This is a genomic window from Enterobacter sp. BIDMC 30 (genome assembly GCF_000534355.1).
In the GTDB taxonomy this organism is placed as follows: Bacteria; Pseudomonadota; Gammaproteobacteria; order Enterobacterales; family Enterobacteriaceae; genus Enterobacter; species Enterobacter ludwigii.
The window spans coordinates 110,966-126,454 of sequence record NZ_KI973169.1 but is presented as its reverse complement, the minus strand read 5'-3'; the positions used below and the strand labels follow the sequence as shown (position 1 = coordinate 126,454).

Sequence of the window (15,489 nt, the reverse complement as noted above, 5' to 3'; positions counted from 1 at the left end):
AAAGATTATCTCTGAACGGTTTTTTTCACGGGTGTACTAAATATGATGGCTAATGGTATCCAGAATAACACCCAGTATTCTCGAGGATTACTGATAACGAACATCCCCTGAGTGGAATAAAATACGAGCGCGAAAATCAGTACCGCTACCTCGGCTTTGTGGTCTACAGCAAGGTGTCTCAGGCATTGCCTGAATGCGTAGGCAATCATCGCTAAAAACAGCGTTAGCCCTACGATTCCGCCCTTAAGAAAGGCACCGAAGTAGAGGCTGTGTGTAGTCGTCACATGCTGTTTATAACCATTAATGAATGACAGTTCTTTATTAAATCCCCAGCCAAATACTAATCTTTCTTTTGTTACTTCAAAAGCATGCTGCCAGATGCCAAAACGAACGGAGCCAGCCTGGTTAGAATCTTCAAACCGTTTTATAAGCAGGTCGTAAAAGCCGCTGTAATAAAGTGTAATGCCCAGTATAAGCAGAGTGGCCAGGGACAAGAACACAATTTTGTTGTTCCATTTTGGTTTAATACAGAATACGACAGCTGTTGCTATCATTAACGCCAATAATGGTCCGCGGCTTTGCGTCAGTAATAAGCCACTCAACAACAACGGAACCGGAGCATAATACCAAAGGCTGCGGGTTTCTCGAACGAGAATAGTACTTAAAATAATCCCCAATGCCATATAGCCGCCCAGATCAATAACGTTGTCGGGTGCATAAGGAAAAGCGTTCATTAAACGCCCAACGAACAGGTGAGGCTTGTTAACATAAATAAATGTCATCAATGTCAGTACGATAATGCCAAAATAGGTCGCGCCAACAAGGTATGTCTTCTTGTTTTCAAGTTCACATTGCCGGTACAGGCAGAAGAAAATAAGGATGTAAAATGAATGGGTAAGAGCAGAACTTAAGTGTGATGTCTCGGCCCAAAGGTTCGAGATGGAAAAATAAAGGACAAATAGAGTTAGCAGCCCAAGTGCTGGAAGAAATTCTTTGTCATGTATAAACCGCTCTCTGGCGCTTTTTACCATCATTATGGTGATAAGAAAAAGGGCCAGGGAAACGTGGAAAAGAATATTTACCTTAGATACCCCACAGAATATCATGCTTAAAAACATAAATGCTACAAAAGGGTAAAATGTAATACGCGGCAGTCTATTTAAATACATCCGTAAAATCCTTTCTGACAAAAACAGAAGAAGGTATAGCACTTTGAGGGGAAAGATTAATCACCTCTTTGTTTGCAGAAGCAAAAATCTTACTTGCAAGAGAGAGTGCAGGAAGAACAATATCCTGTACCTTATCTTCCAGAAACGAAGGCAGCATGGTTTCTGTTTTCTCATAAAATCTCGGTTTAGAAAAGTGTGTCATATCCAGTCCAGCAATATAGATTTTTGAGAAACCCATGTAATATAAGATCTGCAATGCCCAGTAAACCACTGTACCGGCATCAACGACACCCTGACAAATATCGAGGCTAAAAGCGCTATTTGGCGTATTTTCAGAAAAAACGATCCCAGGACGATCCTTGAGGGTATTAAAAAGCGCTTCGCGTTTGATTGAGGGTTTATACGTTTTGTAGCAAATATCTTCGATTATGGCTATCTGGCAGTAGATATTTTCGTATGAAAAACGGTCAATAAGCTTAACCACCCCCATAGCCGTTGTAAACAGAAGCAAATTTTTATTGGCCACGATACGCTTTAACAACGCTGTTTGCCGGTCAATAAAGGTCATGTCAACAATAAAGTAATGGCTAAAATTAAGCTGGTTATGAAGGTGCCATGCCCCATTTACCCCCGTACGAATGACATCTACGGGTAATGTAGAAAAATCTATTTTTTTGACTGAGGGGCCAGTGGCGGTAATTAACACTTCTCCGCTAAATGCATTTTTGAGAGAAGTAAGGGCTGTAAGTTGAACGGGCTGACCACGGTACACAAAATCAGAAATCTCGCCGCTTTCATTTCGCGCAATCTTCACATACGGCCACAAATTTTCATTGTGACGCATGTTTCGTTTATGGGTATAACGGTAAAACTGCTTAGTCAGAGAGCCCATCTTAAGCCTTCTCGATTTCACTATTTTTATGCGCAACAGTAGACAACAAATGACTGATTCTCGCCAAATCTTCGTCTGTTACCTCAAAGAGCTCTTCTTTCGGCTGGCTGAAGTAGTAACGCGTTTCAAAGACGTAAGAGTTTATATTTTCATCCTTCCCAATCAGCAATACCTTACCAAGCGGACGTTGTTCATAATGGCAGCAAGGGCCAAACAGCAACACCACCGGGACGCCCACCGCATCGGCAATGTAGATATTCCCTGAATCTGACGCGATATAACAATCCATTTTGGATATCGCCCACGGCAGTTCTTCGAGCGATATTTTGCCAATGAGGTTGATAAAATTGGGAATTTCACCGTAAGCACGGGTGATGTCATCCATCCACGGTTGCTCGTTCGGTGCGCCAAATACATAAAACTCGCAGGGCAGGTCGGCAAGATGATCGACAATACGTTTCCAGATTGCCGGGGGAACCGTCTTTGCTTTGTTACCGGCAGAAATGCTGATACCAATTCGGATAACCCCGGGTTTATCGAGAATTTGCGGGTAAACCGCAGGCTTGAACAGGGGCTTTGTGGCGTGCTTGGGTGCGTCCTGCCAGGTGAGCGCGCGATCGGCGAGCTTGAGATAGTTAGTGACGGACAGCGTCTTTTTGCCATGCTCAACGGTACCATCAGCCGTGGCATAAAAAATTCCGTGATACCACCTGCGCGTATAAGTGCTTAAAAATTGTTTGTTTTTTGCATTACAGGCTGAGGCGAAAAAGAGATTCACACTGTTGGGCTGCAGCAGATAGACATTGTCGTAGCGATTCATGATCCGGCAGGCGAAGCAGAGCTTACGCCACAGGTTGCGCTTTTGCTGCTCCACAAAAAAGATCTCTTCGATACTGTCGTCATGCTGAGCCAATGCGTTAACGCTGCGGCTGATCAGCACATCGCTTTTTTGCAGATACGCCAGTAGAGGCGTTGCATTGATAAAGTCACCGATTTTGGCTGTCTGAATGACAAGGTTTCTGCCCGTGTCTTTGCGAAACAGCTTCCGGATGAGTTTCACCGGAAAAAGTAAAATCAGCAGAAATACATAACTCATGGGTTAAATATCCCTGTTAGAAAGCCGATGGCTGCCCTGTAAAAACGAAAAAATCGCATCTGCGGTAATGTCTCTCATCTGCTGCGTCGGACTGACCATTTGATGCTGGTTTTTACCGTACCCCCCGATCAGTCCCGGGTCGGTCGGACCGAAGAGGGTGATATTGGGGCGGTCCAGCGCTGCGGTTAAATGGCTTAATCCGGTATCCACTGATACGACGGCGTTGGCGCCTGCCAGTTGCGCGGCAACCTGAGCCAGCGTGAGTTTAGGTAACACTTCCACATTTGAAAAGCCCGCAGCCAAACGCTCTGCGCGTTGCCTTTCGTGTTCTGCGCCCCACGGGAGTTTAATATGGATGCCGGTCGGTTGCATTAGCTCAATGAGTCTTCGCCAGTGTGATTCCGGCCAGTGCTTATCATCGCGCGTTGTGGCATGCAGAAAGACCAGATAGGGCGGTGTGTGCGTCTTCGCATCGCGCAAAAAATGCTGCGCAATAGCGTAATCACCCTGCGTGTCCGGTTTTGCATAGCCGAGGCTTTTCGCAAACAGCTCGCGGGTGCGCTCCACGGCGTGCTGCTTTTTCGCGATATGGTGGCGGCGATTATAGAACAGACTCGCCAGCGGCTCGCGGGCGGTTTGCCAGTCCATACCGTGCTTTACGCCGTGCGCCAGACGCGTGACCAGCGCGGCGCTTTTGACCAGACCCTGTGCGTCAATGATGGCATCGTAACGCTGCGCTTGCACCGCATCACGGAAGGCTTGACGTTCAGCCTTAATCGGTGCCGAGAACCACGCTTTACGCCAGCGGCGGATAGCAACCGGGATCACGCGGTCTACTGCTTCATGCCAGGTGGGGATCTGTGCGAAGCCCTCCTCCACCACCCAGTCAAAACGAATGTCGGGAATGGCCTGCATGGCGTCGGTGAGCGACGGCAGAGTATGCAGCACATCGCCCATGGAAGAGGTTTTAACGATCAATACCCGCATCCGTTATCCTTCTTCACTCAACAGCAGCTCGTTGAGCTCTTCAAGGACACGCTCGGGCGTGATGTCGATCAGGCTCTGGTGATAGCCTTCAGCCGCATCGCCTTTTCGCACCTTGTGATAACCGCTGATCAGACGTATGACGCGCGCTTTATGAGAAAGCGGTGGCGTAAAGTCAGGGCTGCTGGGGCCATACAGAGCAACCAGCGGCCGGTTGAGCGCAGCGGCGACGTGCATCAGGCCAGAGTCGTTGGTGACGACGGCTTTACAGGCGGCAAGTAAAACTACCGCCTGTTCCAGTTGGGTTTCCCCTGCCAGATTACGGCACCATGCCTGCTGTTCTGTATTCAGCGAAGCCAGAATTTCGTTACCCGCCTCGTGGTCTTTCGCCGAGCCAAACAATACGACCTGATTACCTTCATCGATCAGCTGTTTTGCCAGCTCAGCGTAATGATAATGCGGCCAGCGTTTTGCCGGGCCGAACTCTGCTCCCGGGCAGAAACCGATCATAGGGCGTTCTGATGAAATTCCAAACGCGTTGCAGGTGTGGGATTTCTCACCGTCGTTGACCTGGAGCTGGGGCCAGAGCAGCGGTTGCGGCAGATCTTTTGCGCTGCGCATCACGCCTTTGTCATAGGCCAGCGCGACGTAGCGCTCGACCATAAGTGGCCAGGCGTCTTTATCAAGCACGCGTGCGTCGTTCAGCAGACCGTAGCGCATTTCTCCACGCCAGCCGGTGCGATGGGGGACGCCCGCAAAGAAGGGTACCAGGGCGGATTTAAAGGAGTTAGGCAGGACATAGGCGCGGTCATAGCGCTTTTCGCGCAGGCTATGGCCGAGCTTGCGACGTTCACCAATTTCCAGCGCGCCGTGGCCGAGCGGCATTGGGATCGCCTCGTTAACTTCCGGCATACGCGATAACAACGGACGGCACCAGGCAGGTGCCATCACGTCAATTATCGCCTGGGGATAACGCGCCTTGAGCGTGCGATAGAGACTTTGCGACATCATCATGTCGCCCACCCATGACGGGCCGATCACCAGAATTTTCATACTTACGCGTCGCGGTTCAGCCAGGCCATATATTCCGTTACGCCTTCGGCAACGGTCTTGAACGGTTTGTCGTAACCCGCCGCACGCAGGTTGGTCAAATCCGCCTGCGTGAAGGCCTGGTAACGACCTTTCAGTTTGTCCGGGAACGGAATGTATTCAATGCTGCCTTTTTTGTGGTACGCCAGGGTGGCGTCCGCCACGGCCTGGAAGGATTCCGCACGGCCTGTCCCCAGGTTAAAGATACCGGAGACGCCGTTTTCCCAGAACCACAGGTTCACTGCCGCCACGTCGCCTACGTAGACGAAATCACGCTTGAAGCCGTCACTGCCTTCAAACAGTTTCGGGCTTTCGCCATTGTTCAGCTGCGTGTTCAGGTGGAACGCGACGCTCGCCATGCTCCCTTTGTGGCCTTCGCGCGGTCCGTACACGTTGAAGTAACGGAAACCCACAATCTGGGAATTGGCTTCAGGCAGAACCTGACGCACGTATTCATCGAACAGGAATTTGGAGTAGCCATAGACGTTCAGCGGCTGCTCATATTCGCGGGATTCGATGAAGTCTGACGTACGGCCACCGTAGGTTGCTGCAGAAGAGGCGTACAGGAACGGAATTTCACGCTCCAGGCAGTAATGCAGGATCTCTTTGGAGTACTGATAGTTATTGTCCATCATGTACTTGCCGTCCCACTCGGTGGTGGAAGAGCATGCACCTTCGTGGAAGATGGCTTCGATCTCGCCGAACTCTTCACCTGCCATAATCTGGATAAGGAAGTCTTCTTTATCCATATAGTCAGCGATGTTCAGATCCACCAGGTTTACAAACTTGGTGCCGTCTTTCAGGTTGTCCACCACCAGAATGTCGGTGATGCCTTTGTCATTGAGGGCCTTAACAATGTTGCTGCCGATAAAGCCCGCGCCGCCGGTAACGATGATCATAACTGTAACCTTTGAAGTGTGGAGTCCGGGGACAATCCCGGACGCTAATGTTCTTATCATATCATTAGTATGGCTGCCCTTCAGCCATTCACCGACATAGCGCAAGGGTACACGTGATTTATGCTGCAAAAACGAGAAGAGATAATGTGTCATCTCGTCATGGCGGTCAGGGTTGGGTAATATGTGCCAAAATTTGCCGAGTCTGGAGAATTGCAATGCGTGGTGATTTTTACAAACAGTTAAACAGCGACCTCGACACCGCACGTGCGGAAGGGTTGTTCAAAGAAGAGCGTATTATCACGTCTGCTCAGCAGGCGGACATCACCGTTGCCGATGGCAGCCATGTGATCAACTTTTGTGCGAACAACTACTTAGGTCTTGCGAATCACCCTGAGCTGATTGCCGCGGCAAAACAAGGCATGGACACCCACGGTTTCGGTATGGCCTCCGTACGCTTTATCTGCGGTACGCAGGACAGCCATAAGCAGCTTGAGAAAAAGCTGGCGGACTTCCTGGGGATGGAAGATGCGATCCTGTACTCCTCGTGCTTCGACGCCAACGGTGGTCTGTTTGAGACGCTGCTCGGCGCAGAAGATGCGATTATCTCCGACGCCCTGAACCACGCTTCTATCATTGACGGTGTGCGCCTGTGTAAAGCGAAGCGCTTCCGCTACGCCAACAACGACATGGTTGAACTGGAAGCGCGCCTGAAAGAAGCGCGTGAAGCAGGTGCCCGCCATGTGCTGATCGCCACCGACGGCGTGTTCTCTATGGATGGCGTGATTGCCAACCTGAAGGGCGTGTGCGACCTGGCAGATAAATACGATGCGCTGGTGATGGTTGATGATTCACACGCCGTCGGTTTTGTTGGTGAGAACGGCCGTGGATCTCACGAATACTGTGACGTAATGGGTCGCGTGGACATTATCACCGGTACGCTGGGTAAAGCGCTCGGCGGCGCGTCAGGGGGTTATACTGCTGCGCGTAAAGAGGTGGTTGAGTGGCTGCGCCAGCGTTCCCGTCCGTACCTGTTCTCCAACTCGCTGGCGCCGGCGATCGTTGCCGCATCCATTAAAGTCCTGGAAATGGTGGAGTCTGGCGCTGAGCTGCGCGACCGTCTGTGGTCAAACGCCCGCCTGTTCCGTGAAAAAATGGGGGCCGCAGGGTTTACGCTCGCCGGTGCCGATCACGCCATTATCCCGGTGATGCTGGGCGATGCGGTTGTGGCGCAGAATTTTGCCCGCGAGCTGCAGAAAGAAGGAATTTACGTTACCGGGTTCTTCTTCCCGGTGGTACCAAAAGGCCAGGCGCGTATCCGCACCCAGATGTCTGCGGCGCATTCGCCTGAACAAATTGAACGTGCGGTGGAAGCCTTTACCCGCATCGGCAAACAGCTGGGCGTAATTGCCTGAGGACGTGTGATGAAAGCGTTATCCAAACTGAAAGCGGAAGAAGGGATTTGGATGACCGACGTGCCGGAGCCGGAAGTCGGTCATAACGATCTGCTGATCAAAATTCGTAAAACCGCCATTTGCGGCACTGACGTTCATATCTATAACTGGGACCAGTGGTCGCAGAAAACCATTCCGGTACCGATGGTCGTGGGCCACGAATATGTCGGCGAAGTGGTGGGCATGGGTCAGGAAGTAAAAGGCTTCAACATTGGCGACCGCGTCTCGGGTGAAGGTCATATTACCTGTGGTCACTGCCGTAACTGCCGCGGTGGACGCACGCACCTGTGCCGTAACACAATCGGCGTGGGCGTGAACCGTCCGGGCTGCTTCGCAGAATATCTGGTGATCCCGGCGTTTAACGCGTTCAAAATCCCGGACAACATTTCTGACGATCTGGCCTCTATCTTTGATCCCTTCGGCAACGCGGTACACACGGCGCTCTCTTTCGACCTGGTCGGTGAAGATGTGCTGGTTTCCGGCGCGGGTCCCATCGGGATTATGGCGGCCGCGGTGGCGAAGCACGTTGGTGCCCGCAATGTGGTGATTACCGATGTGAACGAGTATCGCCTGTCGCTGGCGCGCAAAATGGGTGTGACCCGCGCGGTGGATGTCTCTAAAGAGAGCCTGAGCGACGTGATGGAAGAGCTGGGCATGACCGAAGGTTTTGACGTGGGTCTTGAGATGTCCGGCGCACCACCGGCGTTTCGCACCATGCTGGACACCATGAACCACGGCGGACGTATTGCGATGCTGGGCATTCCACCGTCTGATATGTCTATCGACTGGAACAAGGTTATCTTCAAGGGGCTGTTCATCAAAGGTATCTACGGCCGCGAGATGTTCGAAACCTGGTACAAGATGGCGGCACTGATCCAGTCTGGTCTGGACCTGTCTCCGATTATCACCCATCGCTTCTCCATCGATGAGTTCCAGGAAGGCTTTGACGCGATGCGCTCTGGCCAGTCCGGGAAGGTTATCCTGAGCTGGGATTAGTCATAAAAAAAGGGGCCTCAGGCCCCTTTTTTTACTGATTCTTCTTCTCTTCGTCTGTCAGGTAACGCACCTTTCGCGTGTAATCCTGACCTTTGAACTGCAGCTTATTGTCTGGTGACTCAAGATACTTCTGCCATTCGGATAGCGGGAAACCGCCGTGTGCACCAATGACCTCTTTCGGTACCACAGCCTCTTGTCCGCCAATTTTCTTAGAGACCGGCCAGTTCATCCAGTCACCCAGATTGACCGTTTTCACATCCAGCATATCCAGAAGTGCGGCGAGCGGAAGCTGATCGGTTGGGGGCTGATTATCTTCCATTAGCTCCCAGGTATCCTGGAACAGGGTCAACCACAGCGGGCAAATGCGTCGCCACGTCTTTTGGGTTGCTGCGAGGAAAGCGCCGTTAACGTGATCGACAAGATAAGGGCGCACCGTCTCTTTGTAATAGGCGGGCACTTTCTCCGCGGGAGCGCCATCGAGTTTGGCGATCATCTTACCCTGACGGAAGCTGGAGTAGATGTGCATATCGGCCATGTTGATCTCAGGCATTTTGAGCAGATTGAGATCGGAGTCGATCATCAAAACGCCTTCACCCCGGGCCTGTAGCGGCGCATTGAGCTTCACCAGACGGCTAAGATAGATCTGCTTGTAGCGGTAACTCTCTTCTCGTTTAGGAAGCGTGAGTGTCACTACGCGAGTTTTAGGGGGAAGCACCCCGAAAGCAGATTCTGGCTGATCGCTGACAATCACGATCTCGCTGACGCCGGTGGCATAACGCTCAGCAAAAGTTGCCGACAGTAACGCCTCTTCAACAAAATCAGCGCCGGTGCAAGGAATGACGATGGAGTCAACGGCAACAAGATTGCCCGTTACCGGTAGGGAACGGTACGGAATGTTATGTCGTCCGGTAATATGACGATAGCGAGCGTTAAGGAATTTAAACATGTTCATCTCGTGTGATTATTTTGCGCCAAGTACCGCTTCGACGCCGCTAACATACTGTTCAATGGCATAGGTTCGGCAGACATTCTGACGGGCAGCCAAAGCCAGGCGTGCGCGCAGATCGGCATCTTTCCAGATGCTCTCAAGATGCGCGGCAAGCTGTGAAACGTCGCCCCAGGGGAACAAGAGTCCCGTCGACCCTGGGTCAATTAATTCCGCTGTCCCGGTCACCTGCGAGCCAATGACAGGGATATTAAGCAACATGGCTTCCAGCACGACGCGAGGTAATCCTTCGCTCTGTGAGGCTAAAATAAAAGCGTCAAATGTCGCAAGGTAATCAAAGGGGGTATTCTGGAATCCCGTGAAGATGACCTGCTTCTCAATACCCAATGCGGTGGCCTGAGCAATTAATGCGTCGCGTTCGCCACCTTCACCGACTAACACCATCTTCCATTTTGCGTCAGGGTTCTTCTGACTGAACTGCGCCAGCGCCTCCAGAGTATGATGGTTTGCTTTGCGGGGGATCAGTGACCCCACGCTACCGAAAACGAAAGTATCGTCATCAATGTTCAGCCGCTGGCGCATTGCACGTCGGTCTGGCAGGGGCTGGTGGATGTCGATTGCATTGTTTACGGTTGTGCAGAGCTCAGGGCGAACCCCATTCTGAAGTAAAACACGCTCAACGCCGTGGGAGACCGCAATGATTTTTGTGGCATGGTCATTAACCAGCCTGACCAGCGGCGGCGTCATGACAGGTTCGATGCGGCAGTGCTGAATTAACCGCACATGCTGTTTTGCACCGGCTAAATACCCTTCTTCATTTGAGCCAGGCTGATTGTTCATATACAGCGTATCGAATCCGCCTTCACTGAGCAGCGTTGCAATTCTGCGAACATTGGGCCGAATACGCCAGAGCGTATCGATATGGCGCGTAAAGGCCTTACGCCCCCGGCGCGAGAAGAAAAGGAGACTGCGGCCCAGCTCTTTCGCAAGTTTCGCCCATACGGGCTGCCGTGGCTGAGGGATCACAAGTAAGGGAATGCCGATACTGTCCAGCACCTGGCCGATTGTTTGCCCTTCGGCACGGCTGTAATCACTGTAAAAACAGCAGGTCATATCAAACTTCTCGCGGTCAATCCGCTTCAGAAGTTCGAGCATGCTGTTGGTGCCACCGCCCCACTCTTTGCCGGTATCGAGGAGCAGTATTTTGTGTCGTTGCAGCATCGTTCTACCTTAATCGCCTCTCACAGTCTGTTGCCGGGTAATATTCCAGCCCTGCCACTGGTGCTGGAAATATTGCACCAGTGTACTCTGGCTCACGCTCTCACTAAGCACGGCAAAGAACCGCGTCGCGTAGACGGGTTCTGGCGGGCGTTTCGTTTTACACAGCGTCACACCCCTGAATGGATTGCGTGGCTGCGTTACCGGAGGCTGTGCATTGCCAGGACGCGACGTATCAACCTGTGGCTCATTCAGCAGATCGCCTGGACGAACCAGCGTAATATCAGAGGGCAATGTCGGCAGCATCTGCTGCAGAACGCGAACGGTAGACGGGTGCGGGTGGCCGATAGCAATAGCCGAGCCATTGCGTCGGGCTAGCTGTACGGCGCGATTGAACTGCCCGCGGATGTCCGCGTCGTTCTGGGTGTCATCGAGGAACACCTTGCGCTTTATTACCTTCACGCCTGTACCCTGCGCGGCACGCATCGCCTGGCTGTTGCCGATGGTCATGCTGTCGAGGAAATAGAGGTTATAGCGCTCCAGCGACTGCATCACTTTGAGCATCCCGTACAGGCTGGAGGTCATCGCGCTGCCCATGTGGTTGTTCAGCCCGACGGCGTACGGCACTTTATTGTAAGCATCGCGAATGATGCGATCGATCTCATCGCTGCTCATATCAGGGCGCAAAGTATCTTTTTCCAGCGGCTGCTTGCTGAGCGGTGCCATCGGCAGATGGATGAGAACCTGATGGCCGCTGTTATGCGCTTTGATCGCCATTTCACGCGCGTGCGGCGCATTCGGGAGGACGGCGACAGAGATGGCGGCCGGCATCGCCAGTACCTGATTCTCGGTGTGCGGACGATAACCGAAGTCATCAATCACTATCGCGAGTTTGCCAGCGTAAACCGGTGCTGCCAGCGCCAGTGCACTGGCGAAGGAGAGAACAATTCGACGAAATTGAAGCAAAACTTATCTTCCCAACCACGGCTGTGGATTGACCGCCTGACCCTGGCGACGAATTTCGAAATAGAGTGACGGGCGGCCCTGACCGCCACTGCTGCCCACGAGGGCGATGGGTTGGCCGGCGCGCACCTGAGTACCAACGCTGACCAGTGCGCTTTGGTTGTAGCCGTAAAGGCTCATATCGCCTTTACCGTGTTCCACCACTACCACAAGCCCGTAACCCTGCAGCCAGTCGGCCAGAATCACACGGCCATCGGCGATGGCTTTTACTTCGCTACCTTCAGACGCACCGATAACTATCCCTTTCCAACGTAGTTCACCCTGCAGCTGTTCGCCATAGCGATGCAGAATTGTACCGCGCACGGGCCAGTAAGCCTGACCACGAGGGGAGCCTAAACCGCCGGTACGTGACATCAGGGAGCGTTCGCTTTCGCTTGGCTTGTAGGTCGTACCTTTGCGTGAGGCTTCCTGCTGCTTGTCGCGTACGGCCTGCGCTTCGCGGGCCTCTTTTTCGGCGCGCGCTTTCGCCGCCGCTTCCGCGCGGGCGATACTGTTACGCAGTTTCGATTCGTTGGCGCGCATTTCGCTCAGCTGGCTTTGGCCTTGCTGAATAGAGGACTCGAGACCGGAAAGGGTTTTCTTGCGCTCGTTGCGGGCCTGCTCGAGCTTCGCTTGTTGCGCCTGCTGTTCGTAGAGCAGCGTCTGTTGCTGGCTCTGCTTCTCTTCGAGCTCGGCTTTTTGCGTGGTGACCTCTTCGCGCGTCTGTTTCAGCTGCGCGATAGTCTCCTGACGCGCCTGGTTCAGGTAACCAAAGTAGGCCTGCAGACGCTGACCGCGCTGGCTCTCTTCACCGCTGAGGATCAACTGAAGGCCCGTATGCTCACCCTGGCGAAAAGCAGCATCAAGCTGTGCGGCAAGGTTGCGTTCCTGGGCATCACGCTGGCGTTCCAGTTTGGCAATCGACGCGTTCATTTCGTCGATCTGTTTATTCAACTGGGCGAGGGTGTTTTGCGTTTCACGTAATTTACGTGCGGCAGCGGAGATGGCTTCTTCCTGCTGCTTAAGCTGAGCGAGCAGAGCAGAGCGTTGCTGCTGTTGCTGGCGTACCGCACGCTCTTTCGCGGCGATATCGGCCTGAATGGATTTCAGCTGGTCACGGTCATCCGCGTGGGCGGATGCGGCGCACAGCAATACGCCAGCGCTGAGTGCGCTGGCGCAAAGCAGAGGTCTGACTGATAACCTAAGCGGCTTCACGACCCATGTGATTGAAAAAATCGCCTTTCCCCTCATGGGGAGCGATTATTCCACGATGAACAGCGGCTTACCAGTCATCTCTTCAGGGATCTCCATGCCCATCAGCGACAACATGGTTGGCGCGATGTCGGAAAGCTTGCCGCCTTCCACTGCTTTCAGTGATTTATCACCCACATAAATCAGCGGAACAGGCAGGTTGGTGTGAGCGGTGTGCGCCTGGCCGGTTGCCGGGTCGCGCATCTGTTCTGCGTTACCGTGGTCAGCGGTGATCAGCAGCTGGCCGCCAACGGATTCAACCGCTTTCGCGACCTGCTCAACACAGTGATCCAGCGCTTCAACCGCTTTTACGGCGGCTTCCATCACGCCGGTATGACCCACCATGTCGCCGTTCGGGTAGTTACAGATGATGGTGTCGTATTTGCCGCTTTCGATTGCCGCAACCAGTTTTTCAGTCAGCTCGGCAGAGCTCATTTCTGGCTGCAGATCGTAGGTAGCCACTTTGGGTGAGTTAATCAGAATGCGATCTTCGCCTTTGAACGGCTCTTCAACACCGCCGTTAAAGAAGAAGGTGACGTGGGCATATTTCTCGGTTTCGGAGATACGCAGCTGTGTCTTGTCGTTCTTCGCCATCCACTCGCCGAAGGTATTGGCCAGTGATGCGGGTGGATAAGCGCATGGCGCATTGATGTCAGCGGCGTATTCGGTCAGCTGAATAAAGTCGATCTTCACCACTTTCTTACGGGTGAAACCGTCGAAATCACTGTTCACGAACGCACGGGTGATTTCACGCGCGCGGTCAGCACGGAAGTTCATGAAGATCAGCGCGTCGCCGTCTTCCATGGCGGCATCAGCCTGACCTTCAGCACGAATGACGGTTGCTTTCACGAATTCATCGTTTTCATCACGCGCGTAAGCGGCTTCCAGACCTTCCACCGCGGTTGCGAACTGGAATTCACCTTTTGCCAGCGTCATCAGGTCATAGGCCTGTTCAACGCGATCCCAACGGTTGTCGCGGTCCATTGCGTAGTAGCGGCCGATGATAGAGGCCACACGTCCTTTGCCAAGCGCGGCGAATTTGTTTTCGAAGGAGGCCAGTGAACCTTTTGCGCTGCGTGGTGGCGTATCACGACCGTCCAGGAAAGCGTGCAGATAGATTTTTTCTGCGCCGCGCTCAGCCGCCAGTTCAACCATCGCCATGATGTGATCTTCGTGGCTGTGTACGCCACCGGCGGAGAGCAGACCCATGATATGAACTGCTTTACCGGCCGCCACGGCTCTGTCCACCGCGCCGCAAAGCACTGGATTGTTGAAGAAGGTACGTTCTTTGATTTCAACGTCCAGGCGCGTCAGGTCCTGATACACGATACGACCTGCACCCAGGTTTACGTGGCCAACTTCGGAGTTGCCCATCTGACGATCTGGCAGACCCACTTCCAGCCCGGACGCATCAATCAGGGTGTGGGGACGTTTTGCCCATAGCGCGTCCATCACCGGCGTTTTGGCGTTGAAAATGGCGTTATCCTGTTGATCTTCACGGTAGCCATAGCCATCCAGAATCACCAGTACCATAGGTTTTTTAGAAACCGACATTGCGACAACCTCATGCTCAAGAGTCAAAATTTGCGTAATTTTACTACAGCTGAATCGATCAAATAGCCGCAGAAGATCAAAGAAAGCGCAGGGGCAAGGTGCTTAGCGGACGCTTTTGAGGCAATTTTTTAGGTGGCAGGCCTCAGAAAATGGATTAGGTTATGGTCGCTGGCTGTATTTGCCACAACGCACAGGTATACTCCTGTCCTGGTTTTTTTAATCACTAAGTCGGAGTAGTTACCCTCCATGCAAGAAATTATGCAATTCGTTAGCCGCCATCCGGTTCTGAGCATCGCGTGGATTGGCCTGCTGGCTGCTGTGCTGTTCACCACATTTAAAGGCCTGACGTCTAAGATTAAGGTTATCACCCGTGGTGAAGCGACGCGTCTGATTAACAAAGAAGATGCCGTCGTGGTCGATCTGCGTCAGCGTGACGATTTCCGTAAAGGTCACATTGCTGGTGCTATCAACCTGTTACCTGCTGAAATCAAAGCGAACAACGTTGGCGAGCTTGAGAAACATAAAGCCCAGCCGATTATCGTTGTTGACGCGACCGGTATGCAGGCGCAGGAATCTGCCAGCGCGCTGCATAAAGCAGGCTTCGAAAACGTAACGGTTCTGAAAGAAGGTATTTCCGGCTGGAGCGGGGAAAATCTTCCTTTGGTTCGCGGTAAATAAGGAGTTCAGTAATGGCCAATATCGAGATCTACACCAAAGCAACGTGCCCGTTCTGCCACCGTGCAAAAGCGCTTCTGAACAGCAAAGGCGTAGCGTTCAAAGAACTGCCGATTGACGGTGACGCGATTAAACGCGAAGAGATGATCCAACGTAGTGGTCGTACGACGGTTCCGCAGATTTTTATTGATGCGCAGCACATTGGCGGCTGTGATGACTTGTATGCGCTCGATGCCCGTGGTGGACTCGATCCGCTGCTGAGCTAAG

General features: G+C 52.8%; 15 protein-coding genes. 4 read left to right on the top strand and 11 right to left on the bottom strand.

Features of this window, described 5'->3' with window-relative positions; genetic code table 11:
- Positions 1-5: 5 nt before the first annotated feature.
- Genes L466_RS21600 through rfaD form a run of 6 tightly spaced genes read right to left on the bottom strand, consistent with a single transcriptional unit; the run spans position 6 to position 6,129 of the window.
- Positions 6-1,169 carry an O-antigen ligase family protein gene (locus tag L466_RS21600; RefSeq protein ID WP_032680006.1) on the bottom strand — a complete coding sequence of 388 codons (1,164 nt, stop codon included), beginning with the start codon at positions 1,167-1,169 and terminating at the stop codon, positions 6-8.
- Entirely contained in the window at positions 1,156-2,061 is a 906-nt protein-coding gene (locus L466_RS21605; RefSeq protein WP_032680005.1) for a sugar glycosyltransferase, read from the bottom strand. The genes L466_RS21600 and L466_RS21605 overlap by 14 nt, the downstream gene beginning before the upstream one ends.
- Before the next feature lies 1 nt (position 2,062).
- Complete coding sequence (locus L466_RS21610) at positions 2,063-3,157, bottom strand: glycosyltransferase family 9 protein (protein WP_032680004.1); 1,095 nt, start codon at positions 3,155-3,157, stop codon at positions 2,063-2,065.
- 3 nt (positions 3,158-3,160) lie between these two features.
- Positions 3,161-4,144, bottom strand: coding sequence for a lipopolysaccharide heptosyltransferase RfaC (rfaC, locus tag L466_RS21615; RefSeq protein WP_032680003.1), 984 nt, complete (start codon positions 4,142-4,144; stop codon positions 3,161-3,163).
- A gap of 3 nt (positions 4,145-4,147) precedes the next feature.
- Complete coding sequence (gene rfaF, locus L466_RS21620; RefSeq protein WP_020882677.1) at positions 4,148-5,194, bottom strand: ADP-heptose--LPS heptosyltransferase RfaF; 1,047 nt, start codon at positions 5,192-5,194, stop codon at positions 4,148-4,150.
- A gap of 2 nt (positions 5,195-5,196) precedes the next feature.
- Complete coding sequence (gene rfaD / locus L466_RS21625) at positions 5,197-6,129, bottom strand: ADP-glyceromanno-heptose 6-epimerase (protein ID WP_008502707.1); 933 nt, start codon at positions 6,127-6,129, stop codon at positions 5,197-5,199.
- A gap of 215 nt (positions 6,130-6,344) precedes the next feature.
- Here rfaD and kbl point away from each other — a divergent pair, with 215 nt between their 5' ends.
- Together kbl and tdh are read left to right on the top strand one after the other, a co-directional pair.
- Positions 6,345-7,541 (top strand): glycine C-acetyltransferase, encoded by a 1,197-nt coding sequence (kbl, locus tag L466_RS21630; RefSeq protein WP_020882676.1) that lies wholly within the window; start codon positions 6,345-6,347, stop codon positions 7,539-7,541.
- Between the two features lie 9 nt (positions 7,542-7,550).
- The gene (gene tdh / locus L466_RS21635; protein WP_020882675.1) at positions 7,551-8,576 is read left to right on the top strand and encodes an L-threonine 3-dehydrogenase; all 1,026 of its coding nucleotides are present in this window, start codon (positions 7,551-7,553) and stop codon (positions 8,574-8,576) included.
- A gap of 31 nt (positions 8,577-8,607) precedes the next feature.
- Here the strand turns inward: tdh and L466_RS21640 are convergent, their stop codons facing one another.
- The 5 genes from L466_RS21640 to gpmM are packed head-to-tail and all read right to left on the bottom strand — an operon-like array spanning position 8,608 to position 14,547.
- Entirely contained in the window at positions 8,608-9,522 is a 915-nt protein-coding gene (locus L466_RS21640) for a hypothetical protein (RefSeq protein WP_020882674.1), read from the bottom strand.
- Between the two features lie 15 nt (positions 9,523-9,537).
- A complete protein-coding gene (locus L466_RS21645; protein ID WP_032680002.1) occupies positions 9,538-10,743 on the bottom strand; it encodes a glycosyltransferase in 1,206 nt (401 codons plus the stop codon).
- A gap of 9 nt (positions 10,744-10,752) precedes the next feature.
- A complete protein-coding gene (locus tag L466_RS21650) occupies positions 10,753-11,706 on the bottom strand; it encodes a divergent polysaccharide deacetylase family protein (RefSeq protein WP_014168074.1) in 954 nt (317 codons plus the stop codon).
- A gap of 3 nt (positions 11,707-11,709) precedes the next feature.
- Positions 11,710-12,969: a murein hydrolase activator EnvC gene (gene envC, locus L466_RS21655; protein ID WP_025206449.1), complete on the bottom strand. Its 1,260-nt coding sequence runs from the start codon at positions 12,967-12,969 to the stop codon at positions 11,710-11,712.
- A 33-nt stretch (positions 12,970-13,002) separates the two neighbouring features.
- Positions 13,003-14,547, bottom strand: coding sequence for a 2,3-bisphosphoglycerate-independent phosphoglycerate mutase (gpmM, locus tag L466_RS21660; protein ID WP_020882671.1), 1,545 nt, complete (start codon positions 14,545-14,547; stop codon positions 13,003-13,005).
- Positions 14,548-14,793: 246 nt separating this feature from the next.
- Between gpmM and L466_RS21665 the strand changes: the two genes are divergently transcribed.
- Both L466_RS21665 and grxC read left to right on the top strand, forming a co-directional pair.
- Complete coding sequence (locus tag L466_RS21665) at positions 14,794-15,225, top strand: rhodanese-like domain-containing protein (protein WP_014168077.1); 432 nt, start codon at positions 14,794-14,796, stop codon at positions 15,223-15,225.
- Positions 15,226-15,236: 11 nt separating this feature from the next.
- Complete coding sequence (gene grxC / locus L466_RS21670; RefSeq protein WP_014168078.1) at positions 15,237-15,488, top strand: glutaredoxin 3; 252 nt, start codon at positions 15,237-15,239, stop codon at positions 15,486-15,488.
- The last annotated feature ends 1 nt before the right edge of the window (position 15,489 follow it).

What these genes read in the sequence shown, in the direction of transcription:
- L466_RS21600 (WP_032680006.1), bottom strand. Translation starts at nt 1,169, where the DNA reads ATGTATTTAAATAGACTGCCGCGTATTACATTTTACCCTTTTGTAGCA.
- L466_RS21605 (WP_032680005.1), bottom strand. Translation starts at nt 2,061, where the DNA reads ATGGGCTCTCTGACTAAGCAGTTTTACCGTTATACCCATAAACGAAAC.
- L466_RS21610 (WP_032680004.1), bottom strand. Translation starts at nt 3,157, where the DNA reads ATGAGTTATGTATTTCTGCTGATTTTACTTTTTCCGGTGAAACTCATC.
- rfaC (WP_032680003.1), bottom strand. Translation starts at nt 4,144, where the DNA reads ATGCGGGTATTGATCGTTAAAACCTCTTCCATGGGCGATGTGCTGCAT.
- rfaF (WP_020882677.1), bottom strand. Translation starts at nt 5,194, where the DNA reads ATGAAAATTCTGGTGATCGGCCCGTCATGGGTGGGCGACATGATGATG.
- rfaD (WP_008502707.1), bottom strand. Translation starts at nt 6,129, where the DNA reads ATGATCATCGTTACCGGCGGCGCGGGCTTTATCGGCAGCAACATTGTT.
- kbl (WP_020882676.1), top strand. Translation starts at nt 6,345, where the DNA reads ATGCGTGGTGATTTTTACAAACAGTTAAACAGCGACCTCGACACCGCA.
- tdh (WP_020882675.1), top strand. Translation starts at nt 7,551, where the DNA reads ATGAAAGCGTTATCCAAACTGAAAGCGGAAGAAGGGATTTGGATGACC.
- L466_RS21640 (WP_020882674.1), bottom strand. Translation starts at nt 9,522, where the DNA reads ATGTTTAAATTCCTTAACGCTCGCTATCGTCATATTACCGGACGACAT.
- L466_RS21645 (WP_032680002.1), bottom strand. Translation starts at nt 10,743, where the DNA reads ATGCTGCAACGACACAAAATACTGCTCCTCGATACCGGCAAAGAGTGG.
- gpmM (WP_020882671.1), bottom strand. Translation starts at nt 14,547, where the DNA reads ATGTCGGTTTCTAAAAAACCTATGGTACTGGTGATTCTGGATGGCTAT.
- L466_RS21665 (WP_014168077.1), top strand. Translation starts at nt 14,794, where the DNA reads ATGCAAGAAATTATGCAATTCGTTAGCCGCCATCCGGTTCTGAGCATC.
- grxC (WP_014168078.1), top strand. Translation starts at nt 15,237, where the DNA reads ATGGCCAATATCGAGATCTACACCAAAGCAACGTGCCCGTTCTGCCAC.